Annotated in this window: 24 protein-coding genes; 18 read left to right on the forward strand and 6 right to left on the reverse strand. The window is 52.8% G+C overall.

Annotation, left to right across the window (positions count from 1 at the left end):
- Positions 1 to 21 precede the first annotated feature (21 nt).
- The gene (locus tag ACLJR2_RS15575) at positions 22 to 1449 is read right to left on the reverse strand and encodes a sigma-54 interaction domain-containing protein (protein ID WP_000168925.1); all 1428 of its coding nucleotides are present in this window, start codon (positions 1447 to 1449) and stop codon (positions 22 to 24) included.
- Positions 1450 to 1659: 210 nt separating this feature from the next.
- Between ACLJR2_RS15575 and ACLJR2_RS15580 the strand changes: the two genes are divergently transcribed.
- From ACLJR2_RS15580 to hisP, 10 genes are all read left to right on the forward strand, one after another.
- Positions 1660 to 3057, forward strand: coding sequence for a diaminopimelate decarboxylase family protein (locus ACLJR2_RS15580; protein ID WP_000132306.1), 1398 nt, complete (start codon positions 1660 to 1662; stop codon positions 3055 to 3057).
- A 90-nt stretch (positions 3058 to 3147) separates the two neighbouring features.
- Entirely contained in the window at positions 3148 to 4569 is a 1422-nt protein-coding gene (locus ACLJR2_RS15585; protein WP_000072512.1) for an APC family permease, read from the forward strand.
- 1 nt (position 4570) lies between these two features.
- Complete coding sequence (locus ACLJR2_RS15590) at positions 4571 to 5674, forward strand: alanine/ornithine racemase family PLP-dependent enzyme (protein WP_000281910.1); 1104 nt, start codon at positions 4571 to 4573, stop codon at positions 5672 to 5674.
- A gap of 63 nt (positions 5675 to 5737) precedes the next feature.
- The gene (locus tag ACLJR2_RS15595) at positions 5738 to 7144 is read left to right on the forward strand and encodes an amino acid permease (protein ID WP_000380356.1); all 1407 of its coding nucleotides are present in this window, start codon (positions 5738 to 5740) and stop codon (positions 7142 to 7144) included.
- A gap of 26 nt (positions 7145 to 7170) precedes the next feature.
- On the forward strand, positions 7171 to 7740 hold the full coding sequence (locus tag ACLJR2_RS15600; protein ID WP_000825684.1) for a UbiX family flavin prenyltransferase: 570 nt from the start codon (positions 7171 to 7173) through the stop codon (positions 7738 to 7740).
- A gap of 288 nt (positions 7741 to 8028) precedes the next feature.
- Entirely contained in the window at positions 8029 to 8811 is a 783-nt protein-coding gene (gene argT, locus ACLJR2_RS15605) for a lysine/arginine/ornithine ABC transporter substrate-binding protein ArgT (protein WP_000754423.1), read from the forward strand.
- Positions 8812 to 9048: 237 nt separating this feature from the next.
- Complete coding sequence (gene hisJ / locus ACLJR2_RS15610; protein ID WP_000731868.1) at positions 9049 to 9831, forward strand: histidine ABC transporter substrate-binding protein HisJ; 783 nt, start codon at positions 9049 to 9051, stop codon at positions 9829 to 9831.
- Positions 9832 to 10013: 182 nt separating this feature from the next.
- Positions 10014 to 10700, forward strand: coding sequence for a histidine ABC transporter permease HisQ (locus ACLJR2_RS15615; protein WP_000965500.1), 687 nt, complete (start codon positions 10014 to 10016; stop codon positions 10698 to 10700).
- Positions 10697 to 11404, forward strand: coding sequence for a histidine ABC transporter permease HisM (hisM, locus tag ACLJR2_RS15620; RefSeq protein ID WP_000569771.1), 708 nt, complete (start codon positions 10697 to 10699; stop codon positions 11402 to 11404). Before ACLJR2_RS15615 ends, hisM begins: the two co-directional genes overlap by 4 nt.
- Positions 11405 to 11417: 13 nt before the next feature.
- Positions 11418 to 12191, forward strand: a complete 774-nt coding sequence (hisP, locus tag ACLJR2_RS15625; RefSeq protein WP_001293591.1) for a histidine ABC transporter ATP-binding protein HisP — start codon at positions 11418 to 11420, stop codon at positions 12189 to 12191.
- 51 nt (positions 12192 to 12242) lie between these two features.
- Here the strand turns inward: hisP and ACLJR2_RS15630 are convergent, their stop codons facing one another.
- Positions 12243 to 13136, reverse strand: coding sequence for a TIGR01777 family oxidoreductase (locus tag ACLJR2_RS15630; protein ID WP_001166277.1), 894 nt, complete (start codon positions 13134 to 13136; stop codon positions 12243 to 12245).
- A gap of 125 nt (positions 13137 to 13261) precedes the next feature.
- Positions 13262 to 13909, reverse strand: coding sequence for a GSH-dependent disulfide bond oxidoreductase (yfcG, locus tag ACLJR2_RS15635; protein ID WP_000566561.1), 648 nt, complete (start codon positions 13907 to 13909; stop codon positions 13262 to 13264).
- Between the two features lie 142 nt (positions 13910 to 14051).
- On the opposite strand from yfcG, the gene yfcF reads away from it, so the two are divergent.
- Genes yfcF through yfcD form a run of 3 tightly spaced genes read left to right on the forward strand, consistent with a single transcriptional unit; the run spans position 14052 to position 15914 of the window.
- Positions 14052 to 14696 carry a glutathione transferase gene (gene yfcF / locus ACLJR2_RS15640; RefSeq protein WP_000043010.1) on the forward strand — a complete coding sequence of 215 codons (645 nt, stop codon included), beginning with the start codon at positions 14052 to 14054 and terminating at the stop codon, positions 14694 to 14696.
- 55 nt (positions 14697 to 14751) lie between these two features.
- On the forward strand, positions 14752 to 15303 hold the full coding sequence (gene yfcE / locus ACLJR2_RS15645; protein ID WP_000772458.1) for a phosphodiesterase: 552 nt from the start codon (positions 14752 to 14754) through the stop codon (positions 15301 to 15303).
- Between the two features lie 56 nt (positions 15304 to 15359).
- Positions 15360 to 15914, forward strand: coding sequence for an NUDIX hydrolase YfcD (gene yfcD / locus ACLJR2_RS15650; RefSeq protein ID WP_000230215.1), 555 nt, complete (start codon positions 15360 to 15362; stop codon positions 15912 to 15914).
- Between the two features lie 5 nt (positions 15915 to 15919).
- On the opposite strand, the gene ACLJR2_RS15655 is transcribed toward yfcD, so the two are convergent.
- A complete protein-coding gene (locus ACLJR2_RS15655) occupies positions 15920 to 16939 on the reverse strand; it encodes a LacI family DNA-binding transcriptional regulator (protein ID WP_000026949.1) in 1020 nt (339 codons plus the stop codon).
- 252 nt (positions 16940 to 17191) lie between these two features.
- Between ACLJR2_RS15655 and ACLJR2_RS15660 the strand changes: the two genes are divergently transcribed.
- From ACLJR2_RS15660 to ACLJR2_RS15680, 5 genes are all read left to right on the forward strand, one after another.
- Positions 17192 to 17635 (forward strand): PTS sugar transporter subunit IIA, encoded by a 444-nt coding sequence (locus ACLJR2_RS15660; RefSeq protein WP_000901813.1) that lies wholly within the window; start codon positions 17192 to 17194, stop codon positions 17633 to 17635.
- Positions 17636 to 17715: 80 nt separating this feature from the next.
- On the forward strand, positions 17716 to 17988 hold the full coding sequence (locus tag ACLJR2_RS15665; RefSeq protein ID WP_000699818.1) for a PTS sugar transporter subunit IIB: 273 nt from the start codon (positions 17716 to 17718) through the stop codon (positions 17986 to 17988).
- A gap of 20 nt (positions 17989 to 18008) precedes the next feature.
- Positions 18009 to 19400: a PTS ascorbate transporter subunit IIC gene (locus ACLJR2_RS15670; protein WP_001522266.1), complete on the forward strand. Its 1392-nt coding sequence runs from the start codon at positions 18009 to 18011 to the stop codon at positions 19398 to 19400.
- A complete protein-coding gene (locus tag ACLJR2_RS15675) occupies positions 19397 to 20227 on the forward strand; it encodes a transketolase (protein WP_001103256.1) in 831 nt (276 codons plus the stop codon). The genes ACLJR2_RS15670 and ACLJR2_RS15675 overlap by 4 nt, the downstream gene beginning before the upstream one ends.
- On the forward strand, positions 20220 to 21173 hold the full coding sequence (locus ACLJR2_RS15680) for a transketolase family protein (protein WP_000593030.1): 954 nt from the start codon (positions 20220 to 20222) through the stop codon (positions 21171 to 21173). The genes ACLJR2_RS15675 and ACLJR2_RS15680 overlap by 8 nt, the downstream gene beginning before the upstream one ends.
- A gap of 48 nt (positions 21174 to 21221) precedes the next feature.
- On the opposite strand, the gene yfcC is transcribed toward ACLJR2_RS15680, so the two are convergent.
- Positions 21222 to 22742 (reverse strand): putative basic amino acid antiporter YfcC, encoded by a 1521-nt coding sequence (yfcC, locus tag ACLJR2_RS15685; RefSeq protein ID WP_000117932.1) that lies wholly within the window; start codon positions 22740 to 22742, stop codon positions 21222 to 21224.
- Between the two features lie 217 nt (positions 22743 to 22959).
- Positions 22960 to 25104, reverse strand: coding sequence for a phosphate acetyltransferase (gene pta / locus ACLJR2_RS15690; RefSeq protein ID WP_000086692.1), 2145 nt, complete (start codon positions 25102 to 25104; stop codon positions 22960 to 22962).
- Positions 25105 to 25133 lie beyond the last annotated feature (29 nt).

Here is a 25133-nt window from a genome sequence, read left to right on the forward strand (position 1 = left end):
GCGCGATGCCGCTGGCCGATGTCAATTACGCACCACGCCGAAGCGAATAGCGTATTTTTGTACTTTGTACTGTAACGTGGTGCGCGATACGTTAAGGCTGCGGGCCGCGGCGGCAATATTCCCCTGATGCGTATCCAGCGCGGTTTCTATTAAATGCCTTTCGTAGTTGGCAACCCGTACCTCCAGCGACCCTTCATACTGCGGATCGGGTGACGAGGGAAGGGGATTTTCCGGCGCGGTTTCCGGTACGCCTAAATTTAACTCGTCCTGTTCAAAAATGATGTGTTTGAGCAGCCCATCTTTTTCCTGCATGATCATGCTGCGTACAATCGCGTTTTCCAGCATCCTGACATTACCCGGCCAGGCGTGATTGAGCAGATCAGCACGCGCCGTCTCGCTTAGTCCGTGAATGTCCTGCGGCACGTCATTACGGTATTTATCAATAAAATAATTCGCCAGTAAGGGAATATCTTCCGGGCGGGCGCGCAGCGGCGGTAACGTTAACATTCCGACGCTCAACCGATAAAAAAGATCTGCCCGCAGACGTTCTTGTTGAATTAATTTGACGGGCGCTTCGTTCATGGCGGCAACGATCCTGACATCAGAGTGGAGTTGCTGCTGTCCGCCGAGGCGCCAGAAGGTTTTATCCTGCAAGAATCGCAGCAGCTTACTTTGCATCTCTATCGGCATGGCGTTCAGCTCATCAAGAAAGAGCGTTCCCCCGTTTGCCAGTTCCAGATAGCCCTGGCTATTTTCCGCGCCGGTATAGGCGCCGCGCACGGTGCCGAAAAGCGTACTTTCGATAAGCGTAGGCGGTAGGGCGCCGCAGTTCAGGGCGATGAAAGGTTTATTCGCCCGCTTGCTGCATTGATGTATCAGGCGGGAAAATAGCTCCTTACCCGTTCCCGTCTCCCCGACAATCGTCACCGGAATATTACTGGCGGCCAGCCGTTTGGCTTTGGCGATATTACTGAGCATTTCCGGGTTTTCGGTAATAATGGCATGGTGCTTCTCATGGTGATCGGCATACAGCAGTTGGTTCAGTTCTACCACCTGCTCCTGGAGCCGCCTGACGCCGGACATATTCCTGCCGATTTCGATAACGCCGACCATGCCGCCATCGCTTGCATAGAGCGGCGCGGTGGTGTGCTGATAGTCAACGGCCTGGCCTCGCGCATTGTAATAAATTTGATAATGGCCAATGTATTCCACGCCTTTTTTTAACGATGAAAGCATCGTACTTTGGGTCTCTTTCATGCCCGGATAGACATCCAGCATATGTTTTCCCATTGCCCGTTCAATACTATAGCCGTCCAGATCCGCGCTTTCCTGATTGTAGTAAACGTATTCACCACGCTCATTAATGACGGCCAACGGCTGATGAATCAAATCGAAAAAGCGGGAAAACATCCTGAGCGCCGAGGCCAGCTCCTGATTGGTGGATGCCATATATGCATTCCTCATATCTATTGTTCATGTTGTCATTATAAAAGTGACGAATTTTCGTCGTTGTGATGAATAGCAAACTCAATGACGAAAATGAGAAAAAGCTTATTTTTATAAGTAATTGATTATTTTGATAAAAAATAGTGGTATGCCTTTTGCTTTATCCCTGTAAAGAATGCGGATTTTTACCATAAACATTAAGCAGAGGGCGTTATGACTGACTCGATTATGCAGAATTACAACCAGCTACGTGAGCAGGTAATCAACGGCGATCGCCGTTTCCAGCACAAAGACGGTCATTTGTGTTTTGAAGGGGTCGATCTGGACGCACTGGCGCGCCAGTACCCCACGCCGTTCTATGTGTTTTCTGAGCCGGAGATTATTCGTAACATTCATGAAATCCAGCAGGCATTTGCGGCGCATAAAAATACCAAAACCTTCTTTGCGTCAAAAACCTGCTCGGTCATGGGGGTGTTGAAAGCCATTCGTGACGCCGGAATTTGCGCGGAGGCAAACTCACAATATGAGGTTCGCAAGTGTCTGGAGATAGGCTTTCGCGGCGATCAGATCGTCTTCAACGGCGTGGTGAAAAAGCCTGCCGATCTGGAATATGCCATCGCCAACGATCTGTATCTTATTAATGTTGATAGCCTGTATGAGCTGGAACATATTGATGCCATCTCTCGCAAGCTGAAGAAAGTCGCCAATGTTTGCGTCCGCGTAGAGCCGAATGTTCCCTCGGCGACGCATGCGGAACTGGTTACCGCTTTCCATGCGAAGTCGGGTCTCGACCTGGAACAGGCGGAAGAAACCTGCCGCCGCATTCTGGCGATGCCTTATGTGCATTTGCGCGGCTTGCATATGCATGTGGGCGATCAGGTGCCGGAGTCAGAGCCTTTCGCAAAAGCGACTAAAGTGCTGGTGGATGAATCCCGTCGCCTGGAAGAGGTGCTCGGTATTAAATTTGATTTGATCAACGTAGGCGGCGGAATTCCGGTTCCCTATAAATATGACGACGAGAATGGCGACCCGTTAAAAGATAATATGTATGCCGGTATTACCGCCCAGGATTTTGCCGATGCGGTCATTCGCGAAGTGCATAAATGGCGTACCGATGTGGAAATATGTATTGAACCTGGACGTAAAGTGACCGGGTCGGCGGCGGTGTTACTGACGGAAGTCTCCTGCGAAAAACGTAAAACAAATTACGATCTTAACGGCAATGTGGAATGCCACGTTGAATGGAAATTTGTCGACGCCGGTTACAGCGTACTCTCTGACAGCCAGCATTTTGACTGGTTCTTTTATGTCTATAACGCCTCTCGCATGACGGCAGCGCACGACGCCTGGATAAAATTAGCCGGGCCGCTGTGTGATGGCGGAGATTATTTCCACATGGGAGTGAAAGGCGAAGAGTTTTTACTGCCGAAGGAGACTCATGTTGGCGATATTGTCGCATTTCTTGACGCCGGGGCATACACCATTGAAAGTCAAACCGTTTATAACAACCGTCCGCGCACGGGCGTGGTGATGATCGATAAAAATGGTGAGACGCGTCTGATTCGTCGGGAAGACAGTTACGAAGATATGGTCAAGTACGACATTTATTAATACTGTTTTGGGCTTCAGTTTCATGCTGAAGCCCGTCGTCAGATGATAAGAAGAGGGCAGTGATGCCTGAATGCATAACAGGAGATGGCCATGAGTAACACGAATTCTGGCTTACTTGGCATCAAAGACATTGTCTTTATGAATGTCATCGCTATTCTGAGTTTGCGGCAAATCCCTAACGTGGCGCCTTACGGGGCATCGGCCATGTTGTTATGGGTGATCGCCGCATTCTGTTTGTTTTTTCCTTTAGCGATGGTATGCGGCGAGCTGTCAACCGGCTGGCCGAAAGATGGCGGGATATTTGTCTGGATTAAAGAGGCATTTGGTAAACGTATTGCATGGATTGTCGTGGTTTGTTTTCTCTTTTCCTGCGTACTGTTTTTCCCATTAATGCTGCAATTCGGCTTTACCGCGTTGGGCTATATGATCGGCGGCGGCCTGGCGGAAAATAAAGCATTTATCGGTATTGGTTCCGCGGTAATTTTCTGGCTATTAACGCTGATGAATATCCGCGGGATGGAATGGACAAAAATTATTAATAGCATCAGCGCCTGGTGCGGCGTATTTATTCCCTCCGCCATCCTCATTTTGCTGGCGGTAGTATGGCTATGTACCGGACACCAGATGCAGACGGACTACACTACAGCGAAAAACTGGATTCCGGATCTCGGACACTGGGATACGATCGTTTTCTTATCCAGCATGATGTTTGCGTTTGCCGGACTGGAGGTCGCCCCGATGATTGCCGGGCGTACCCGTAATCCACAGCGTGATTTTCCGCGAGCGATGGCCGTCTCCGCCGCCGTTATCGTTGGGATCTATATGGTCGGTACCTGGGCGCTAAACACGCTTTTACCCGCCGGGAAAACCGACATTGTGGCAGGCGTCATGCAGGCTATGCATGCTGCTGCGGACACGCTGCATATGCCGTGGTTAATTCCTGTTATGGCCATCTGTATGTTTTTTGGCGCTCTCGGGCAAATTAACTCCTGGCTGGTGGGGCCGATTTATATGCTCCAGGAAGCCTCGCGTGAAGATAATCTGCTGGGGGACCGAATCGGCAAATTACATCCGGTGTGGAAAACGCCCGCCTTTGCCTTGACTGTACAGGCGATTATTGTCACGGTCCTGTGTTTTTCGACTTTTATTTCGCCAAGCGTTGCGGCGGCTTACTGGATGTTAACGGCGCTAACGACCATCACCTATTTTATTCCTTACCTGGTGATGTTCCCGGCGTTCTGGCGTTTACGTAAGACTCAGCCGGATACGCCAAGAAGTTTTAAAATTCCGGGCAAGGTTTTACCGGCTATTTTACCCGCGCTGGGCTTTCTTTCTATTGCCTTTGCCGTTGCGCTGTTATTTATTCCGCCTTCTCAAATTGATATGGGCGGATATTTCCAGTACGCCGGGAAAATTATTGGCGGAGCCGTGCTGGCGGTTGTCGTCGCGGAGTACATTTACCATCGGGCGCAGAAACGTAATGCCCGTTTAAGCATGGCGGGAGGAAAATAAAATGTATATGCCAGTTCTGGAAATAAATCTACGCAAGCTGGAAGAAAACGCCCGCACGGAAAAAGCTCTGCTGGCAAGTAGCGGTATTGACGTGATGGCTGTCAATAAAGTTTTTGACGGCTGCGTGGAAACCGCGCAGGCGGTATTCAACGGCGGAATTACCGTTATTGCTGAATCACGAACCTATAATTTGAAAAAAATACGCGAGACAGGATGTACAACCTGCCTGTTACGCAGCCCGTGTCTGAGTGAAATCGAAGATGTGGTGCGCTACGCGGATATTAGTTTAAATAGCGAGCCGGTGGTATTACGGGCATTATCGCAAGAAGCCCAACGCCAGGGGAAAACGCATCAGGTATTACTGATGGTGGATATGGGCGATTTACGCGAGGGTATCTGGTTTGGTGAATATCAACGCATTCTTGAGACCGTGACTCTGATTACTGGTCTGCCCGGTCTGGAATTATATGGACTGGGCACTAACTTTAATTGTTACGGCACCGTGTTGCCAACGGTAAAAAATGGCGAGGATTTTCTGGCGCTGGCCGCCCGGCTGGAAGCCGACAGCGGTATTCCTGTCCGGCGGCTTTCTGCGGGAAACTGCACCAGCTATCACCTGCTGGATAAAGGTATCTGGCCGCAGGGACTGAATCATCTGCGCATCGGCGGACTGCATGAATTCGGCATTGAATATGTGGACATGAAATACCTGAATGAATTTCACCACTCCGCAAAACCGGTCGGTAAAGCCTGTTCCGATATGTATATCCTGGAAGCGGAAATCATCGAACTGAACAGTAAACCGACCGTCCCGGTCGGGGAGCTGGGCGTCGATGCCTTTTTGCAAAGTAAAACCTTTGTCGATCGTGGCATACGCCGACGCGCATTGCTGGCGTTTGGTCGCCAGGATGTGCCGTCGGATAACTGTGTGCCATGCGACGACGCTATCACTATCTTAGGGCAAACCAGCGATCATACGCTGGTGGATATTGAAGATTGTCGTCAGTCGCTAAAAGTAGGCGATGTGGTTCGCTTTGAGCTGGATTATACGGGCCTGTTAATGGCCTGCCAGACCAAAGGCGTCGCCTGGAGGTTTACGCGTTAACGCATAACCGCCGCGGCTATGTCGCGGCGGCATCTTTGACCTCACGAAAGACAGGGAGTAACGATGGATACCCTGCAACAATCTCCGCCAGCAGAGCCTGAAGGCGGTCTGCGGCGTAACCTGAAGAAACGGCATCTGCTGATGATGTCGCTGGGCGGCACGATTGGCACCGGCTTATTTATCGGCATTGCCGAACCGTTAAGCAGCGTCGGGCCGGCGGGAACCTTACTGGCCTATCTGTTTGCCGGAACCATTATGCTGGCGACGATGATGTGTCTTGGCGAATTATCATGCGCCTTTCCTCACTCCGGTTCATTTCAACATTACGCGCTGATGTTTATGCCGTCACCTTGCTGGAGCTATACCATTGGCTGGCTTTACTGGTTTAGCTGGGTCTTTTCCCTGGCAGCCGACCTCACTGCCGCAGGGTTTATTGCTCACCAGTTTTTCCCCGCGGTTCCGGTATATATGTTCTGCCTGGCGATTCTGCTCATCCTGACAGCCATCAATCTCACCTCCGCAAAAAGTTTTGGCGAATGCGAATACTGGCTTTCGGCCATTAAGGTCTTCGCGATCGTGCTGTTTATCTGCGCGGGCGGGGTCATGATCTACTCGCTAATGGGCCATAGTGACTGGCACCCGACGTTAAAAACAGACGGAATGTGGTTTCCACACGGTTGGGAGCAAATTGTGGTCTGTATGACGATCGTGATTTACTCCTTCCAGGGGGTGGAACTGGTAGGAAATGCGGCAGGGGAGACCGAATCGCCGCACATTATTTTACCGAAAGTGATCCTGGGGATCGGTCTCAGAATCATTTTGTTTTACGGCCTGGCGATTGCGGTGCTGGCGCTGGTCTATCCGCATGAACTGACGCCAAATGGACAAAGTCCCTTTGTATGGGTATTCTCCCACGCGGGCATTCCGGGGGCGGATACGCTGATGACGCTGGTGATCTTTTCCGCCGCGGTTTCTGCCGCTAACTCGGCCATTTACGCCAGTTCGCGTATGCTGTGGTCTATGGCGGGCGATCGCTTTGCGCCAGCCTGCTTTGGTAAAACGAACGGCGGCGGCGTGCCGGTGTATGCTATTTTAATCACGGCCTTGCTGGCGTTGGTGTCGTTGCTGACCCGCTATATTCCCGCACAGCAATTTTATTTATATCTGATCGCCAGTACCGGGCAGGTGGGTTGCCTGGCATGGATAACCATCGGATGGTGCCAGTATCGTTTCCGACAATCGGTGCGTAATGGAACGTACGCCAGCGATTTGCTACGCTATCGATCGCCGCTTTTCCCCTGGACGGCCCGATTTGTCATTATCACCAATTTTGCCATTATGGTCGGCACCTGGTTTAGTGAGCAAGGGGTAGTGATAATGTTGGTTGAGCTGGCTTTTATGATAGGGATTCTTTTGTCATGGTATCTCTTCAGACCCACTTTGAGCCGATTACGTAACACAGTGGGATGAACGGCGCTCGTAAACGGTAAGAGAACATGAAACGACTCATTGTAGGAATTAGCGGCGCCAGCGGAGCGATTTATGGCGTGCGCTTATTACAAATTTTGCGCGATGTCGATAGCGTGGAAACACATCTGGTGATGAGCCAGGCGGCCCGGCAAACGCTGGCGCTGGAGACCCATTTTTCGCTGCGCGAGGTGCAGGCGCTGGCCGATGTGACGCACGATGCGCGCGACATTGCCGCCAGCATTTCCTCGGGCTCTTACCCGACGGCGGGAATGGTTATCTTGCCCTGTTCGATTAAAACGCTGTCGGGGATTGTCCACAGTTATACTGACGGACTGCTTACCCGTGCGGCGGATGTGATATTAAAAGAGCGGCGACCTCTGGTGCTGTGTGTGCGCGAAACGCCGCTGCATATCGGGCATTTGCGTTTAATGACCCAGGCCGCTGAGATAGGCGCGGTGATTATGCCGCCGGTTCCGGCTTTTTATCATCTTCCTCGGACGTTAGATGATATTATAAATCAAACGGTTAACCGAGTTTTGGATCAGTTTGATATCCCCCTTCCGCACGATCTTTTTGTTCGCTGGCAGGGCGCATAGCGTTGTCTGTTTAGCGTGCATTATTGTCCCTGTTGCCCTGTTTCAGGGCAATTTTGTAACCGCGATCATATCCTCAACATTTAATTCGTTAAAAGCCGCCGAAACGCTGCGGTTCAACCGTCATACCTGCTATCTTCAACATCAGGACAATATTGCAACGTTTTATTAACAAATTTAACGTCGAATCGTTTTGCTGACGTGAAAATGGCATAAGACCTGCATGAAAAAGTCTGCAAACACACAACACCACGTAAAACATAAGAAAATGACGCCACTTGAGGGGTATGTATGAAGAAGACCGTTCTCGCTTTGTCTTTGCTGATAGGTCTGGGCGCGACGGCGGCCAGTTACGCCGCGCTCCCGCAAACGGTTCGTATTGGAACAGATACCACCTACGCGCCTTTCTCATCAAAAGATGCCAAAGGCGAGTTTATTGGCTTTGATATCGATCTCGGTAATGAAATGTGTAAGCGTATGCAGGTGAAATGTACCTGGGTCGCCAGCGACTTTGATGCGCTTATTCCCTCACTAAAAGCGAAAAAAATTGATGCCATTATTTCATCGCTCTCTATCACCGATAAACGCCAGCAAGAAATTGCGTTTTCCGACAAACTTTACGCGGCGGATTCACGCCTGATTGCGGCAAAAGGGTCTCCCATTCAGCCGACGCTGGAATCGCTGAAAGGCAAGCATGTCGGCGTGCTGCAAGGGTCCACGCAAGAGGCTTACGCCAATGATAACTGGCGCACTAAAGGTGTGGATGTGGTGGCTTATGCCAACCAGGATCTTATCTATTCCGATTTAACCGCCGGTCGTCTGGATGCCGCATTGCAGGATGAAGTCGCCGCCAGCGAAGGTTTCCTGAAGCAGCCAGCGGGCAAAGAGTATGCGTTTGCCGGTCCTTCCGTGAAGGATAAAAAATATTTTGGCGACGGGACGGGGGTTGGGCTGCGTAAAGACGATACCGAGCTAAAAGCCGCGTTTGATAAAGCGCTGACCGAACTGCGCCAGGACGGAACTTACGACAAAATGGCCAAAAAGTACTTCGATTTTAATGTCTACGGCGATTGAGGGAAGGGGATAACGTGCCGCGCTGGGGAACTATCACGGTGCAAAATAGATGTTTTGCACCTTTTTGGTGCATAAGCCGTTGCGGAACAGGCGCATAAATGCATACTTAATCGATTTTTATGCAAAATAAACCGGCTGACAAGGTAGAATGCTTTGCCTTGTCGGCCTGATTAATGGCACGATAGTCGCATCGGATCTGTAAAGATCTCCTGGAAAGACAGTCTGTTGAGGATAGTTATGAAAAAACTGGCGTTATCCCTTTCTCTGGTGCTGGCATTTTCCAGCGCTACCGCAGCATTTGCCGCTATTCCACAAAAGATTCGTATCGGTACCGATCCTACATACGCACCGTTTGAATCCAAAAATGCACAAGGTGAATTGGTCGGCTTTGATATCGATCTGGCCAAAGAGCTGTGCAAACGTATCAACACACAGTGTACGTTCGTGGAAAACCCGCTGGATGCGCTGATTCCGTCTTTAAAAGCGAAGAAAATTGATGCCATCATGTCCTCGCTGTCCATCACTGAAAAGCGCCAGCAGGAAATCGCGTTTACCGACAAGCTTTACGCCGCTGATTCCCGTCTGGTGGTGGCGAAGAACTCTGATATTCAGCCGACCGTCGCGTCGCTGAAAGGCAAGCGCGTCGGCGTGCTACAGGGGACGACGCAGGAGACCTTCGGCAATGAGCACTGGGCGCCGAAAGGGATTGAGATCGTCTCTTACCAGGGGCAGGACAACATTTATTCCGATCTGACGGCTGGCCGTATTGATGCAGCGTTCCAGGACGAGGTCGCGGCCAGCGAAGGTTTCCTTAAACAGCCTGTCGGAAAAGACTATAAATTCGGCGGCCCGGCGGTGAAAGATGAGAAGTTATTCGGCGTAGGAACCGGTATGGGGCTGCGCAAAGAGGATAACGAGCTGCGCGAAGCGCTGAACAAAGCCTTTGCTGAAATGCGTGCTGACGGTACTTACGAAAAGCTGGCGAAAAAGTACTTTGATTTTGATGTTTATGGCGGTTAATCACCGTCGGTGCAGATAAAGCCCAAAGAATGTTGACTGTCTGCATTGCCTGATGGCGCTGTGCGTGTCAGGCCTACGGGGAGCATCGTAGGCCGGGCAAGGCACAGCCGCCATCCGGCGTGATGTGAGGCAAAAATGCAAAAGAGGCTTCTTACTTCACCACACACAACAGGACAGGCTGCATGTTGTACGGGTTTTCAGGCGTAATTTTACAGGGCGCGATCGTCACGCTGGAACTGGCGCTCAGTTCCGTGGTGCTGGCCGTGCTTATTGGTCTCGTTGGCGCGGGGGCGAAGCTTTCGCAAAACCGGGTAACGGGGCTTATTTTTGAAGGGTACACCACCCTGATTCGCGGGGTGCCGGATCTGGTATTAATGCTGCTGATATTTTACGGATTGCAAATCGCGCTTAACGTGGTGACCGATTCGCTGGGTATCGACCAGATAGATATTGATCCGATGGTGGCCGGTATTATCACCCTCGGTTTCATCTATGGCGCCTATTTTACCGAAACCTTTCGCGGCGCGTTTATGGCGGTGCCGAAAGGTCATATCGAGGCGGCGACGGCCTTTGGTTTTACCCACAGGCAAACCTTCCGGCGGATTATGTTCCCGGCGATGATGCGTTACGCCCTGCCGGGGATCGGCAATAACTGGCAGGTGATACTCAAAGCGACGGCGCTGGTGTCGCTGCTGGGCCTGGAAGATGTCGTCAAAGCCACGCAGCTTGCCGGTAAAAGCACCTGGGAGCCTTTCTATTTTGCCGTGGTCTGTGGACTTATCTACCTGGTATTTACCACCGTTTCCAATGGTGTGCTGCTCTTACTTGAGCGTCGCTATTCCGTGGGCGTGAAGAGGGCCGATTTGTGATTGAGATCATTCAGGAGTACTGGAAATCCCTGCTGTGGACGGATGGCTATCGTTTTACCGGCGTGGCGATTACGCTGTGGCTGTTAATTTCATCGGTGGTGATGGGCGGTCTTCTGGCGGTGATTCTGGCGGTAGGTCGCGTTTCCAGTAATAAATTCATCCGTTTTCCCATCTGGCTGTTTACGTATATTTTTCGCGGCACGCCGCTGTACGTACAGCTACTGGTGTTCTATTCGGGGATGTATACGCTGGAGATAGTCAAAGGCACCGATCTTCTTAACGCGTTTTTCCGCAGCGGACTGAACTGTACCGTACTGGCGCTGACGCTGAATACCTGCGCGTACACCACGGAAATTTTCGCGGGGGCGATTCGTTCGGTACCGCACGGTGAAATTGAAGCGGCACGGGCCTATGGCTTCTCGTCATTTAAAATGTATCGCTGCATTATTTTGCCGTCGGCATTACGCATCGCCTTGCCTGCCTACAGCAACGAAGTGATTTTAATGCTGCACTCTACGGCGCTGGCGTTTACCGCGACGGTGCCGGATTTGTTGAAAATCGCCCGCGATATTAACTCAGCGACTTACCAGCCGTTTACCGCGTTTGGCATTGCCGCCGTGTTGTATTTACTCATTTCGTATGTCCTGATAAGCCTGTTCCGTCGGGCGGAAAGACGCTGGTTGCAGCACGTGTCCTCTAAATAATTCGAGTAACATGATGTCAGAAAATAAATTACACGTTATCGATTTGCACAAACGCTACGGCGGTCATGAAGTGCTGAAAGGGGTATCGCTGCAGGCCCGCGCCGGAGATGTGATTAGCATCATCGGCTCGTCCGGCTCCGGTAAAAGCACTTTTTTGCGCTGTATTAACTTCCTCGAAAAACCGAGCGAAGGCGCGATTATCGTGAACGGTCAGAACATTAATCTGGTGCGCGACAAAGACGGGCAGCTCAAAGTGGCGGATAAAAATCAGCTACGCTTGTTGCGTACCCGCCTGACGATGGTGTTTCAGCACTTTAACCTCTGGAGCCACATGACGGTGCTGGAAAATGTGATGGAAGCGCCGATTCAGGTACTGGGATTAAGCAAGCACGACGCGCGCGAGCGGGCGTTGAAATATCTGGCGAAGGTGGGGATTGATGAGCGCGCTCAGGGCAAATATCCCGTCCATCTCTCCGGCGGCCAACAGCAGCGCGTTTCTATTGCGCGCGCGCTGGCGATGGAACCTGACGTTTTACTGTTCGATGAACCCACATCGGCGCTCGATCCTGAACTGGTCGGCGAAGTGTTGCGCATCATGCAACAACTGGCGGAAGAAGGCAAAACGATGGTGGTGGTCACGCATGAAATGGGCTTCGCCCGCCATGTCTCTTCGCACGTTATTTTTCTGCATCAGGGGAAAATTGAGGAAGAGGGCGATCCGGAGCAGGTGTTCGGCAATCCGCAAAGCCCGCGTTTACAGCAATTCCTGAAAGGCTCGCTGAAATAAAAGAAGCCCGGCGGCGCATCGCTTACCGGGCAGGATACGGCGCTTTGGGAACTAGCGAATCACATCCGCCAGCGCCTCTTCTAAATCATACCAGCGAAATGCGAATCCGGCGGCTTCAAGCCGTTTTGGCAGCGCCCGCTGTCCGCCCAATACCAGCACTGACGACTCTCCCATCAATAAGCGAATTGCCGTCGCCGGAATGCGAATAATCGCCGGACGGCGCAGCGCGCGACCCAGCGCATGAGCAAAATGCTCATTATGGACGGGATACGGCGAGACCATATTGAAGGGACCGCGAAGATCGTTATCCAGCAGCCACAGGATGCCGTTGACCATATCGTCGATGTGAATCCAGGCCAGATATTGCCGACCATTACCCACCGGACCGCCGAGTCCGAGGCGAAACGGCGGAACCATTTTCCCCAGAATCCCGCCTTGCGGCGCCAGGACAACGCCGGTACGCAGCAGGCAGACGCGGGTCTGGTCGCTCTGCGCACGACAGGCAATCTGTTCCCAGCGGGCGCAAAGTTTATGCGTAAATTCGTTGTGCGGCGGCTCATCTTCAGTGACGACAACGTCGCCCAGATCGCCGTAATAGCCCGTGGCGGAGCCGGATATCAACACCGAGGGCGGCGTAGCGCTGGCATGAGTTAAATCCACCAACTTTTGCGTGATAGCCCAGCGGCTTTGGCACAACCGTTCTTTTTGTTGCGACGTCCAGCGCTTGTCGGCAATCGGTTCGCCCGCCAGATTGATGATGGCATCAATCTCATTGAGGTGCTCACGTTCCGCCAGCCCTTTCCATAATGTCACTCTGGAATCGAGAATCTGACGCGCGTTATCGGGATTGCGCGTAACGACCGTCACCTGGTGCCCCAGTGTTAACAGCCGGGGAATGAGATGACGCCCTATCAGGCCCGTACCGCCGGTAATCAGAATCTGCATATGACCTCCAGAGTAGGGAGGATTTCCTCTTCCCTAATGTCAGGTTTTTAATACGAATAAGGGTGCCGGACGCAGGTTTTTTCCGTGTATACACCTCTACATCATACATGATGTATGCTACCGCGTTACGCTTTCGTACTGTTACAGTGCAGTTGCGCTTGTAACAGTGCGCGCGCTGTCGCAGGACGCGTGCGAATGCGTTCAAACCAGTTATACACCGCCGGGTAGCTATCAAGATCGATTCGCTGACGCTGATGTGCGTTAACCCACGGCCAACTGGCGATATCCGCAATACTGTAGTGGTCGCCGCCCAGCCACGGGGAGGTTTCCAGGCGTTTATTCAGGACGTTGTATAAGCGTTGCGTTTCAACCTGATAGCGTTCAATCGCATAGGGGATGGCCTGCGGCGCAAAATGGTTAAAGTGATGATTCTGGCCCAGCATCGGCCCTAACCCGCCGACCTGCCAGAACAGCCATTGCAGCGTGGTATGGCGTTCACGCAGCTCCCCGCTAAGCAGTTTGCCGCTTTTTTCCGCCAGGTAGAGAAGAATTTCGCCGGATTCAAAAAGACTAAGCGGTTGACCGCCGTCTGCCGGGGCGTGATCGACGATGGCAGGAATTTTATTATTGGGAGAGATAGCCAAAAAATCAGGGCGAAACTGATTGCCCTTGCTGATATCTACTTTTAGCAAACGATACGCCAGCTCCGCCTCTTCCAGAAACAGCGTTATTTTATGCCCGTTGGGCGTGGGGGCGTAGTAAAGGTCAATCATGTTGGCTCCTGCATGTGCGTAAAGAGTCTGGGCTGAATTAAGTATAGAAAGCCTCCTGATGTGTGTGAGTTTTCATCAGGTGACAGCAGGCGAAAGACGCTATATTTTGGGAAGAAACTTAATACGCCCTCAAGAGGACATTATGAGTAAGCCTGTTATTGTGCTGTGGTCGGATGCGAACTTTTTCTCTCCTTACGTCTTGTCCGCCTGGGTGGCATTACAAGAAAAAGGGCTTTCCTTTACTCTGAAAACTCGCGATCTGGACCAGGGAGAACATCTGCAACCTGGCTGGCGGGGATATGCGCTGACGCAGCGCGTACCGGTGCTTGAGGCCGACAATTTTGAGTTGAGCGAGTCGTCCGCTATTGCGGAATACCTGGAGGAGCGTTTCGCGCCGCCGCAGTGGGAGCGTATCTACCCGCACGATTTACAAAAACGCGCCCGCGCGCGACAGATTCAGGCGTGGCTACGCAGCGATTTACTGCCGCTTCGCGAAGAACGGCCTACCGACGTGGTGTTTGCCGGGGCGAAAAAAGCGCCGCTAAGCGAGGCTGGAAAAGCCAGCGCGGCAAAACTGTTTGCGACGGCTGAAGCGCTATTGGGGCAGGGGACGCAAAATTTATTTGGTGAATGGTGCATTGCCGATACCGATCTGGCATTGATGATCAATCGTCTGGCGCTGCATGGCGATGACGTGCCGGCGTCGCTGGCGGCGTATGCGACATTCCAGTGGCAGCGTGCTTCCGTACAGCGTTTTATTGCGCTTTCCTCGAAGCGTTCAGGCTGAAAATCTATTCATATTCCAGTATCATAACGCCGTTTTTCACAACGAGGAGTGAGCGATGAAACTGATGTTCGCATCGGACATTCATGGTTCTTTACCCGCCACGGAACGCGTGCTTGAGCGGTTCGCGCAAAGCGGCGCGCGTTGGCTGGTGATATTAGGCGATGTCCTTAACCACGGGCCGCGAAATGCGCTGCCTGAAGGCTATGCGCCCGCCCAGGTCGCCGAACGCCTGAACGCGGTGGCGACGCAAATCATTGCCGTGCGCGGCAACTGCGATAGCGAAGTGGATCAGATGCTGCTGCATTTCCCGATAACTGCGCCGTGGCAGCAAATATTGACGCAAGAGAGGCGGCTATTTTTAACGCATGGGCACCTCTTCGGGCCGACGAATCTGCCCGCTCTGCATACTGGCGATGTGTTGGTTTATGGTCATACGCATCTGCCGGTGGCGCAACAGCAGGAAGGACTGTATCACTTTAATCCTGGGTCAGTGAGCATCCCGAAAGGCGGGTATGCGGCAAGCTACGGTATTCTGGATGATAATGTGTTGAGCGTAATCGCACTCAATGATCAAAGTATCATTGCGCAGGTTGCAATTAACTCGTAATTTACCTCACAAACGTAAATGCGCCGTAAGAGCGCCAGAAATAAGAAGGTTTCCTGATGGTGGAACAGCGTCGTTTGGCAAGTACGGAATGGGTGGATATTGTGAATGAAGACAATGAAGTCATTGCACAGTCCAGCCGGGAACAGATGCGTGCGCAACGCTTACGGCATCGTGCGACGTATATCGTCGTTCATGATGGTATGGGTAAAATTCTGGTGCAGCGTCGTACCGAAACAAAAGATTTTTTGCCCGGTATGTTAGATGCTACCGCAGGTGGCGTGGTCCAGGCTGATGAGCAGCTACTGGAATCTGCCCGCCGCGAAGCGGAAGAAGAGTTGGGTATTGCAGGCGTGCCGTTTGCCGAACACGGTCTGTTTTACTTTGAAGACCAACATTGCCGGGTTTGGGGCGCGCTGTTTAGCTGCGTTTCCCACGGGCCTTTCGCGCTTCAGGAAGATGAAGTCAGCGAAGTGTGTTGGCTGACTCCGGAGGAGATCACCGCGCGCTGTGATGAGTTTACGCCGGACTCGCTCAAAGCGCTGGCGCTGTGGATGACCCGCAACGCCAAAAACGAAGCTGCGCTTCAGGAGAAACCGGAAGAGACGGAATAAGCGTTTTAGCAGCTTTCCCGCATACATAAACTGGAGGCGATGGATTTTCGATCGCTCCAGTTGCCCTGATTTAACCTTTCCAACAGCGCCCGTCCGGCTTCACTGCCAATCTTACGGTGCGGTACGGCCATGGTGGTTAACGGCGGCTGACAGACCCGGCTGACATCGCTATCGCCAAACCCGACCACCGCTAAATCGTCCGGAACTTTGATCCGCCGTCGTTGGCACTCGTATAACGCGCCGCAGGCCAGCTCATCCGATACGCATACCAGCGCGTCCAGTTCCGGCCACGCCAGTAAAAACTCCGGCAGTTGCGACGCGCCGGTAGAAAAATTGGGCGGCAAGGCGGCATTAATCACCCGGTTTGGCGACATATGGTGGCGAAGCATCGCTTTGTACCAGCCGTGCAGATGTTGCTGAAAAATCCACTGCTCCTGATTGGCGCATAGTAGCCCGATATTCTGATAACCGCGCTGAATCAGCATTTCCGTCAGCTCATACATTGCCGCAACGTTATCAATACCGATATTCATATCAATAGGATCGCTGCGAATCGCGCCCATCTCCATCACCGGGATAGAGGCATTTTTCAGCCACTGGCGCACGGTAGTGCTATGTTCGACGCTAAGCAGAATCGCCGCGGCAATGTTGGAGGCCAGCAGCGTTTCGAGCAGCTTCTCCTCTTGTTCCACGCGATGCTGCGATTCCGCCAGCATTATCTGGTAGCCTGCGGGCTGTAAAATTTGTTGCAGCCCGGCGAACATTTCAGAACACCCCGCTTCCGCAAGGTTCGGTACGACCATTGCGATGGTGTGCGAGGAGGCAGACGCCAGCGCGCTGGCGGCGAGATTAGGCATATAGCCCAGCTCATGCACTGCCGCTTCGATTTTTTCCCGGAGTTTATCAGAGACCTGTTCCGGCGTGCGTAAGGCGCGTGATACGGTCATCGTGCCTACACCGGCAAGTTGGGCTACATCGGCGATAGTCACTTTACCGGTACTGCGCCGTTTACGGGGTATCGACATACAAATTCCTGCGTCATTACAACATGTTGAGATGCTTTTTTATTGTCGTTCTTTGCTTCGCATGACTGGCAGTATACGCCTTAAATCCGCTTTTTTGCTGTGATTTCACACCATGATTTTAATTTGATAGCGCTATCACAATTCTGAGTAATAGTCGCTGGTAGCGCTATCTTTGTGATAACGATCGCAGCTAATATCGAATGGCTTGAATAAAGTTTGTTCATAATTTCATACACCGTGGGGGCGAATAACATGCTGGGAACCTGGTTATCTGACGCAACCATCACGCTACAGGAGAGCGTGGAAACGTGGCCGCAGGCGCTGGAAATTTGCGGCAAACCCCTGCTGGACGCAGGTGTTATCGCACCGGAATACCTTACGGCGATTGTTCAGCAGCACCAAAAGCTTGGGCCGTATTATGTATTAGCGCCAGGGTTAGCGATGCCGCATGCGAGGCCGGAAGAGGGGGCGAAAGGGTTAGGTTTATCGTTACTGAAACTACAGCGCGGCGTTTCATTTGGCGCAGACGAATTTGATCCGGTTGACATCATTATTATGCTGGCGGCGCCTGATAAGCATAGTCATATCGAAATGATATCGGCGCTGGCGGAATTATTTTCCAGTGATGTAGATATGGAAAAATTACATCAGGCAAAAAACCTGGAGGACATTAAAACGATTATTGACCGTTTCTGATTTTATTCCATTTTCTTGCGGTAAATAACATTACGCCCGTGCGTGATGCAGACCAACTCTACTTTTAAAAGGTGACAATAATGAAAATCATGGCAATTTGCGGTTCCGGCCTGGGTAGTAGTTTTATGGTAGAAATGAACATTAAAAAAGTATTAAAGAAACTCAATATTGACGCTGAAGTGGAACACTCCGATCTCTCATCGGCCACGCCCGGGGCTGCCGATCTTTTTGTAATGGCCAAAGATATCGCGGCCAGCGCCAGCGTACCGGAAAGCCAACTGGTGGTGATCAATAACATCATCGACATCAACGAACTGGAAACGCAGCTGCGCGCATGGTTCGCTAAACAATAATTATTGCTGGCGAGGTGGATATGTTTATCCTTGAAACGCTGAATTTTGTTGTTGATATTTTAAAAGTGCCCTCGGTGCTTGTAGGGTTAATTGCGCTGATTGGTCTGGTGGCGCAGAAAAAAGCGTTTTCCGATGTGGTGAAAGGCACGATTAAAACCATTTTAGGTTTTATTGTGCTTGGCGGTGGCGCAACCGTACTGGTGGGTTCATTAAATCCGCTAGGGGGTATGTTTGAACACGCTTTTAATATTCAGGGCATTATTCCTAATAATGAAGCGATAGTCTCAATCGCGCTGGAAAAATATGGCGCGTCCACGGCGTTAATTATGGCATTTGGTATGGTGGCCAATATTGTCGTGGCGCGCTTTACGCGTCTTAAATATATCTTTTTGACCGGGCATCACACCTTTTACATGGCCTGTATGATTGGCGTAATCCTGACCGTGGCGGGGTTTGAGGGCGTAGGGCTGGTCTTCACCGGATCGCTGATCCTGGGGCTGGTGATGGCCTTCTTCCCGGCGTTGGCCCAACGTTATATGAGGCGGATTACCGGTACCGATGACATTGCGTTTGGTCACTTCGGTACCCTGGGATATGTGCTTTCCGGCTGGATTGGCAGCCTGTGTGGTAAAGGCTCCCGCTCCACGGAAGAGATGAACCTGCCGAAAAACCTCAGTTTTTTACGCGACAGTTCTATCTCGATTTCGCTGACCATGATGATTATCTATCTGATCATGGCAGTCAGCGCAGGGCGTGAGTATGTCGAAGCGACGTTTAGCGGCGGGCAAAACTATCTGGTGTACGCCATTATCATGGCAATCACCTTCGCCGCCGGCGTATTCATCATTCTGCAAGGCGTCCGTCTGATTCTGGCGGAAATTGTTCCGGCCTTTACCGGCTTTTCAGAAAAACTGGTGCCAAACGCGCGTCCGGCGCTGGACTGCCCGGTGGTGTATCCCTATGCCCCTAACGCGGTACTGATTGGCTTCCTGTTCAGTTTTCTCGGTGGGCTGGTGGGTCTGTTCCTGCTTGGACAGATGAAGCTTGTGTTGATCCTGCCAGGCGTTGTGCCGCACTTCTTTACCGGCGCGACCGCAGGCGTCTTTGGCAATGCCACCGGCGGTCGCCGCGGGGCGATGATCGGCGCATTTGCTAATGGTCTATTAATCACTTTCCTGCCAGTGCTGTTACTGCCGGTTCTCGGCGCGATCGGCTTCGCCAATACCACGTTCTCGGATGCTGACTTTGGCGTAATCGGTATTTTGCTGGGCAACCTGGCGCGTTATCTGTCGCCGATGGCTATCACGGGGCTGGTGGTGGCGCTATTCGCGCTACTGGTGGCGTACAACGTGTTGGCCAAAAACAAAAAAGCGACTGCCGAAGTGCAGGAAAATAGCGGAGCGAAAGAATGAACGTAACCGAAATCACCCAACTGGCGCGCGATATTCGCGTCGCCACGCTCAAATCCTTAAACCATCTTGGCTTTGGTCACTATGGCGGCAGCATGTCGGTAGTGGAAACTCTGGCGGTTCTGTACGGCGCGGTGATGAAAATCGACCCTGCCGACCCGGACTGGCCGGAACGCGATTACTTCGTACTGTCGAAAGGCCATGCGGGCCCCGCGTTGTACAGTACCCTGGCGATTAAAGGCTATTTCCCGCTCGAAGAGCTGAATACGCTTAACCAGAACGGCACCCGTCTTCCCAGCCATCCGGATCGGCTAAAAACGCGCGGCGTGGACGCCACGACCGGCTCACTGGGACAGGGCATCTCTATTGCGGGCGGAATGGCGCTGTCGCATAAACTGGCGCGGCGACCCAACCGGGTATTTTGCATTGTCGGCGATGGCGAGCTCAATGAAGGGCAGTGCTGGGAGGCGTTTCAGTTTATTGCCCACCACCGCCTGAATAATCTGACCGTTTTCATTGACTGGAACAAACAGCAGCTTGACGGTGAGCTGGAGGAGATTATCAATCCGTTCGATCTGGAAGGGAAATTCCGCGCGTTTGGTTTCGATGTCGTCACCGTCAAAGGCGATGATATCGCCGGACTACTGGCGGTGGTTCAGCCTGTGCCGCCCGCCGATGCCCAGCCACGGGTTGTGATCCTTGACAGCATTAAAGGGCAGGGGGTGCCATGCCTGGAGCAGTTAACGAATTCTCACCACTTACGCCTGACGGATGGCATGAAGCAGACGCTCAATGAGGCCATTCATCAACTGGAGGTCATGCATGATTAAGCTTGCGCCCGCAGGGCTTAAAGACGATATCGAAATGCGCAAAGTTTACGCCGGTTTTGTCGCCGGGCAGATTGAGGCCGGAAGCCCAATTATTGCGCTTGAGGCTGATTTAATGAGCTCAATGGCGATGGACAGCGTGGCGCGTGACTACCCGCAGCATGTCATTAACTGCGGTATTATGGAGGCGAATGTGATTGGCACTGCGGCGGGGCTGGCGCTGACCGGTCGCAAACCGTTTGTGCATACTTTTACCGCTTTTGCCAGCCGTCGCTGTTTTGATCAGCTCTTCATGGCGCTGGATTATCAGCGTAACAACGTCAAAGTGATCGCCTCCGATGCCGGAGTGACGGCGTGCCATAACGGCGGCACCCATATGTCTTTTGAAGATATGGGGATTGTTCGCGGGCTGGCGCACTCCGTAGTACTGGAGGTGACGGATGCGGTGATGTTCGCGGATATTTTACGCCAGCTAATGGATCTGGACGGTTTTTACTGGCTGCGTACCATCCGTAAGCAGGCGCGGAGTATCTATGCGCCAGGCTCTACCTTTACCATTGGCAAGGGCAACGTACTGCGTGAGGGCGATGATATTACGCTTATCGCCAACGGCATTATGGTGGTGGAGGCGCTGGAGGCGGCGCGCCAACTGGAGCAGGAAGGTGTGAGCGCCGCGGTCATTGATATGTTCACCTTAAAGCCTATCGATCGCATGTTGGTGAAAAACTATGCGGAAAAAACGCGGCGTATCGTCACGTGTGAAAACCACAGCATCCATAATGGACTAGGGTCAGCGGTGGCGGAAGTGCTGGTGGAAAACTGCCCGGTGCCGATGCGCCGTGTTGGCGTCAAAGAGCGTTATGGGCAGGTAGGAACGCAGGATTTCTTACAACAAGAGTACGGACTCACCGCCGCAGCGATTGTAGAAGCCGCGAAATCACTGCTTTAATCATGGAGATATTGCCGGATGGCGCTGGTGCTCATCCGGCATTTTGGATCAATGATATCCCATCATCTGCGCGCCAATGACGACCACGCTGGACATAATAAACAATAGTCCCAGCAGCGACGCCCCCACTTTCAGCCAGTTGCGAAAATCGACCCGGCACACGCCCAGCGTGGCCATCAGCGAGGCCGATGTCGGATAGATAATATGGCTGAAGCCATCGCCAAACTGGAAGGCCAGAACAGTCACCTGACGGTTAACGCCGACCAGATCGCCGAGCGGCGCCAGTAATGGCATGGTTAACGCCGCCTGGCCCGAACCGGACGTGACAAAGAAATTAAATACCGCCTGGAAGAGCAGCATAAACCAGGCGGCGATAGCATTATTAAGCCCGCTGATGCCATGCGCGATACTGTTAAGCAACGTATTGAGCACGCTGGGTTCCCCGGCTTCGCCGTTGCCGACCAGCAGCAGAATGCCTTTGGCAAAACCCACCAGCAAGGCAGGCGCGATCATCATCCTCGCCCCTTCGGTGAATGAGGACGCCATTACGTTGACCGTCATACCGTTGAGGCGGAAGATAACGCCGATGAGGCCGATCACCACGCCCATGGTGAAAAACTGGCTGGCGATCTCCGGAATAAACCAGGCGTGGACAATCACGCCCCAGACGACCCAAATCATTACGCCGGTCAGGACCAGCAGTACCAGCCAGTCGCCGAAGGTGAAAGGGCGCTGGACGACTTCATCCTGCTGTTCGCGGAAATAGCGATCGGATTCGTGGACGCGGGACAGCAGCGGATTCTTTTTCACGCGTGAGGCGTAGACCAGTGTAAAAACCAGCCCAATCAGCGTGGCGACAATCCAGACCACAATACGCAGCCCGGAGCCGGAAAGTACCGGCACGCCGGCAATCCCCTGGGCGACGACTACGCAGAAAGGGTTCATCCACGAACTGGCAAAGCCAATTTGGGTGGCGATATAGGTCACCAGGACGGTGGTAATGCTGTCATAGCCCAGCCTGACCATCAGCGGGGCTATGATAATTGCAAAGGCGACCGCCTCTTCGCCCATGCCAAATACGGCGCCCCCTAACGAAAAGAGGACAAATAGCACCGGAATAAACAGGACTTCGTTGCCCCGCGTGTGGCGAATAAGCGCCAGAATGCCGTTATCCACGGTGCCGGTACGCATCACGATGCCGAATGCGCCGCCAATCACCAACATAAACATAATGATGCCGACGGCAGTGCCGAATTTCGATCCGGATGTTAACCCTTCAAACGGAAAATTCATCAGCCCTGGTCTTTCATCGCCGGTAGTGAAAAATTGTACGCGATGATACTGCGCTTCCCCGGCCTCATTGGTCACAATGCGAAAAGAGTGCGGGTCGACGACTTTGCGGGTTTTTGTCTGACCATCGACCTGATACTGCACTTCCTGGCTATCAAACATCCCAACGGGGACGACCCAGGTAGCGATACTGGTTAAAATGGCGACAAAAAAGATGATGACCAGCGTATCGGGCATTGCCCATTTTCTGGCTGTTTTTGATTCTGTAACGACAGACATGACAGACTATCCCTGTTGCAAAGCAAAGAGGCTAAGTATGAGAAGAAGGCAATAGTTATTCATTGATGCAGCGCAGTTAAGCAAAAAATTCCGCTTTGCAGGGTAAATAGCAGAATGCCGGATGGCGATGCTAACGCGTCTTATCCGGCCTACAACGGTATCTCACCTGTAGGCCGGACAAGGCGTTCACGCCGCCATCCGGCATTAGCTTTTACTGTTACTGCTGCTGTTGGGAAGCCTGGATCGCCGTCAGGGCGATGGTATAGACGATATCGTCAACCAGTGCGCCACGGGACAGGTCGTTCACCGGCTTGCGCATACCCTGCAGCATCGGCCCGATGGAGATCAGGTCGGCAGAACGCTGTACCGCTTTGTAGGTGGTGTTACCGGTGTTCAGATCCGGGAAAATGAACACGGTAGCGCGACCCGCAACCGGCGAGTTCGGCGCTTTGGATTTCGCTACGTCAGCCATGACCGCGGCGTCGTACTGCAACGGACCGTCGATCATCAGGTCAGGACGTTTTTCCTGCGCCAGACGCGTCGCTTCACGTACTTTCTCTACGTCGCTGCCCGCGCCAGAGGTGCCGGTGGAGTAGGAGAGCATTGCCACACGCGGTTCAATGCCGAAGGCAATGGCGGAATCCGCAGATTGAATCGCGATTTCTGCCAGCTGCTCTGCAGTCGGGTCTGGGTTGATTGCGCAGTCGCCGTAAACGTAAACCTGCTCCGGCAGTAGCATAAAGAACACAGAAGAGACCAGGGAGCTACCCGGCGCCGTTTTAATAAGCTGCAGCGGCGGACGGATGGTGTTGGCGGTGGTATGAACCGCGCCGGAAACCAGGCCGTCGACTTCGTCTTGCTCCAGCATCAGCGTGCCGAGCACCACGTTGTCTTCCAGCTGCTCGCGGGCAACCGGTTCGGTCATGCCTTTGCTCTTACGCAGCTCAACCAGGCGAGCGACATAGCTTTCACGCACCACTTCCGGATCGACGATTTCAATACCTGCGCCAAGCTCAACGCCCTGAGATGCCGCGACGCGGTTGATTTCATCCGGGTTGCCCAGCAGAACGCAAGTGGCGATGCCGCGTTCAGCGCAGATTGCCGCCGCTTTGACGGTACGCGGTTCGTCGCCTTCCGGCAGCACTACGCGTTTACCGGCTTTACGCGCCAGCTCGGTCAGTTGGTAGCGGAACGCCGGCGGAGAGAGACGACGGCTACGCTCGGAAGTGGCGGTCAGCGACTCGATCCACTCAGCGTTAACGTAGTTCGCGACGTATTCCTGAACTTTCTCGATGCGCTCATGGTCATCAACCGGGACTTCCAGATTGAAGCTTTGCAGGCTCAGCGAAGTCTGCCAGGTGTTGGTGTTCACCATAAAGACCGGCAGACCGGTGGCGAATGCGCGTTCGCACAGTTTAGAAATGCGTGCGTCCATTTCATAGCCGCCGGTCAGCAACAGGGCGCCGATTTCTACGCCGTTCATCGCGGCCAGGCAAGCTGCGACCAGTACGTCCGGACGGTCAGCGGAGGTCACTAACAACGATCCTGCGCGGAAATGTTCCAGCATATGCGGAATACTACGCGCGCAGAACGTAACGGATTTAACGCGGCGGGTTTTGATATCGCCTTCGTTAATGATGGTGGCGTTCAGGTGACGCGCCATATCGATAGCGCGGGTCGCAATCAGGTCGAAGCTCCACGGCACCGCGCCCAGAACCGGCAGCGGGCTGGATTCCTGCAGTTTAGCAGGATCGATTTTGATCACCTGCGCTTTGGAAGAGTCGTCAAAAATCTCCGACAGATCCGGGCGAGTACGGCCTTGTTCATCAACCGGCGCATTCAGTTTGTTGATGATAACGCCGGTGATGTTGGTGTTTTTCGCGCCGCCGAAGCTGCTGCGCGTCAGTTCGATACGCTCGTTCAGCTGTTCTGGCGTGTCGGTACCCTGAGACATGACAAAAACGATTTCCGCATTCAGCGTTTTCGCGATTTCATAGTTCAGAGACTGAGCGAACTGATGTTTACGGGTCGGAACCAGACCTTCAACCAGCACCACTTCCGCGTCTTTGGTATTCGCATGGTAGTTCGCGATGATCTCTTCCATCAGCACGTCTTTCTGGTTGCTGGAGAGCAGAGATTCAACGTGGCTCATCTTCAGCGGTTCAGCCGCCGGCAGGGTAGAGTTCGCGCGAACGATAGTGGTGGTCTGGTCAGGCGCATCGCCGCCAGCGCGAGGCTGGGCGATAGGCTTAAAGACGCTCAGACGAACGCCTTTGCGTTCCATAGCACGGATGACGCCGAGGCTGACGCTGGTCAGGCCGACGCTGGTTCCGGTAGGGATCAGCATAATAATACGGGACACGGTTTATCCTCTTTCGTTACCGTCTTTTG

It is taken from the genome of Salmonella sp. SAL03688, from assembly GCF_046551895.1.
Taxonomy (GTDB): domain Bacteria; phylum Pseudomonadota; class Gammaproteobacteria; order Enterobacterales; family Enterobacteriaceae; genus Salmonella; species Salmonella enterica.

Excerpts from the sequence above, each read along its gene's own strand:
- ACLJR2_RS15575 (WP_000168925.1), bottom strand. The coding sequence starts at position 1,449 with ATGGCATCCACCAATCAGGAGCTGGCCTCGGCGCTCAGGATGTTTTCC.
- ACLJR2_RS15580 (WP_000132306.1), top strand. The coding sequence starts at position 1,660 with ATGACTGACTCGATTATGCAGAATTACAACCAGCTACGTGAGCAGGTA.
- ACLJR2_RS15585 (WP_000072512.1), top strand. The coding sequence starts at position 3,148 with ATGAGTAACACGAATTCTGGCTTACTTGGCATCAAAGACATTGTCTTT.
- ACLJR2_RS15590 (WP_000281910.1), top strand. The coding sequence starts at position 4,571 with ATGTATATGCCAGTTCTGGAAATAAATCTACGCAAGCTGGAAGAAAAC.
- ACLJR2_RS15595 (WP_000380356.1), top strand. The coding sequence starts at position 5,738 with ATGGATACCCTGCAACAATCTCCGCCAGCAGAGCCTGAAGGCGGTCTG.
- ACLJR2_RS15600 (WP_000825684.1), top strand. The coding sequence starts at position 7,171 with ATGAAACGACTCATTGTAGGAATTAGCGGCGCCAGCGGAGCGATTTAT.
- argT (WP_000754423.1), top strand. The coding sequence starts at position 8,029 with ATGAAGAAGACCGTTCTCGCTTTGTCTTTGCTGATAGGTCTGGGCGCG.
- hisJ (WP_000731868.1), top strand. The coding sequence starts at position 9,049 with ATGAAAAAACTGGCGTTATCCCTTTCTCTGGTGCTGGCATTTTCCAGC.
- ACLJR2_RS15615 (WP_000965500.1), top strand. The coding sequence starts at position 10,014 with ATGTTGTACGGGTTTTCAGGCGTAATTTTACAGGGCGCGATCGTCACG.
- hisP (WP_001293591.1), top strand. The coding sequence starts at position 11,418 with ATGTCAGAAAATAAATTACACGTTATCGATTTGCACAAACGCTACGGC.
- ACLJR2_RS15630 (WP_001166277.1), bottom strand. The coding sequence starts at position 13,136 with ATGCAGATTCTGATTACCGGCGGTACGGGCCTGATAGGGCGTCATCTC.
- yfcG (WP_000566561.1), bottom strand. The coding sequence starts at position 13,909 with ATGATTGACCTTTACTACGCCCCCACGCCCAACGGGCATAAAATAACG.
- yfcF (WP_000043010.1), top strand. The coding sequence starts at position 14,052 with ATGAGTAAGCCTGTTATTGTGCTGTGGTCGGATGCGAACTTTTTCTCT.
- yfcE (WP_000772458.1), top strand. The coding sequence starts at position 14,752 with ATGAAACTGATGTTCGCATCGGACATTCATGGTTCTTTACCCGCCACG.
- yfcD (WP_000230215.1), top strand. The coding sequence starts at position 15,360 with ATGGTGGAACAGCGTCGTTTGGCAAGTACGGAATGGGTGGATATTGTG.
- ACLJR2_RS15655 (WP_000026949.1), bottom strand. The coding sequence starts at position 16,939 with ATGTCGATACCCCGTAAACGGCGCAGTACCGGTAAAGTGACTATCGCC.
- ACLJR2_RS15660 (WP_000901813.1), top strand. The coding sequence starts at position 17,192 with ATGCTGGGAACCTGGTTATCTGACGCAACCATCACGCTACAGGAGAGC.
- ACLJR2_RS15665 (WP_000699818.1), top strand. The coding sequence starts at position 17,716 with ATGAAAATCATGGCAATTTGCGGTTCCGGCCTGGGTAGTAGTTTTATG.
- ACLJR2_RS15670 (WP_001522266.1), top strand. The coding sequence starts at position 18,009 with ATGTTTATCCTTGAAACGCTGAATTTTGTTGTTGATATTTTAAAAGTG.
- ACLJR2_RS15675 (WP_001103256.1), top strand. The coding sequence starts at position 19,397 with ATGAACGTAACCGAAATCACCCAACTGGCGCGCGATATTCGCGTCGCC.
- ACLJR2_RS15680 (WP_000593030.1), top strand. The coding sequence starts at position 20,220 with ATGATTAAGCTTGCGCCCGCAGGGCTTAAAGACGATATCGAAATGCGC.
- yfcC (WP_000117932.1), bottom strand. The coding sequence starts at position 22,742 with ATGTCTGTCGTTACAGAATCAAAAACAGCCAGAAAATGGGCAATGCCC.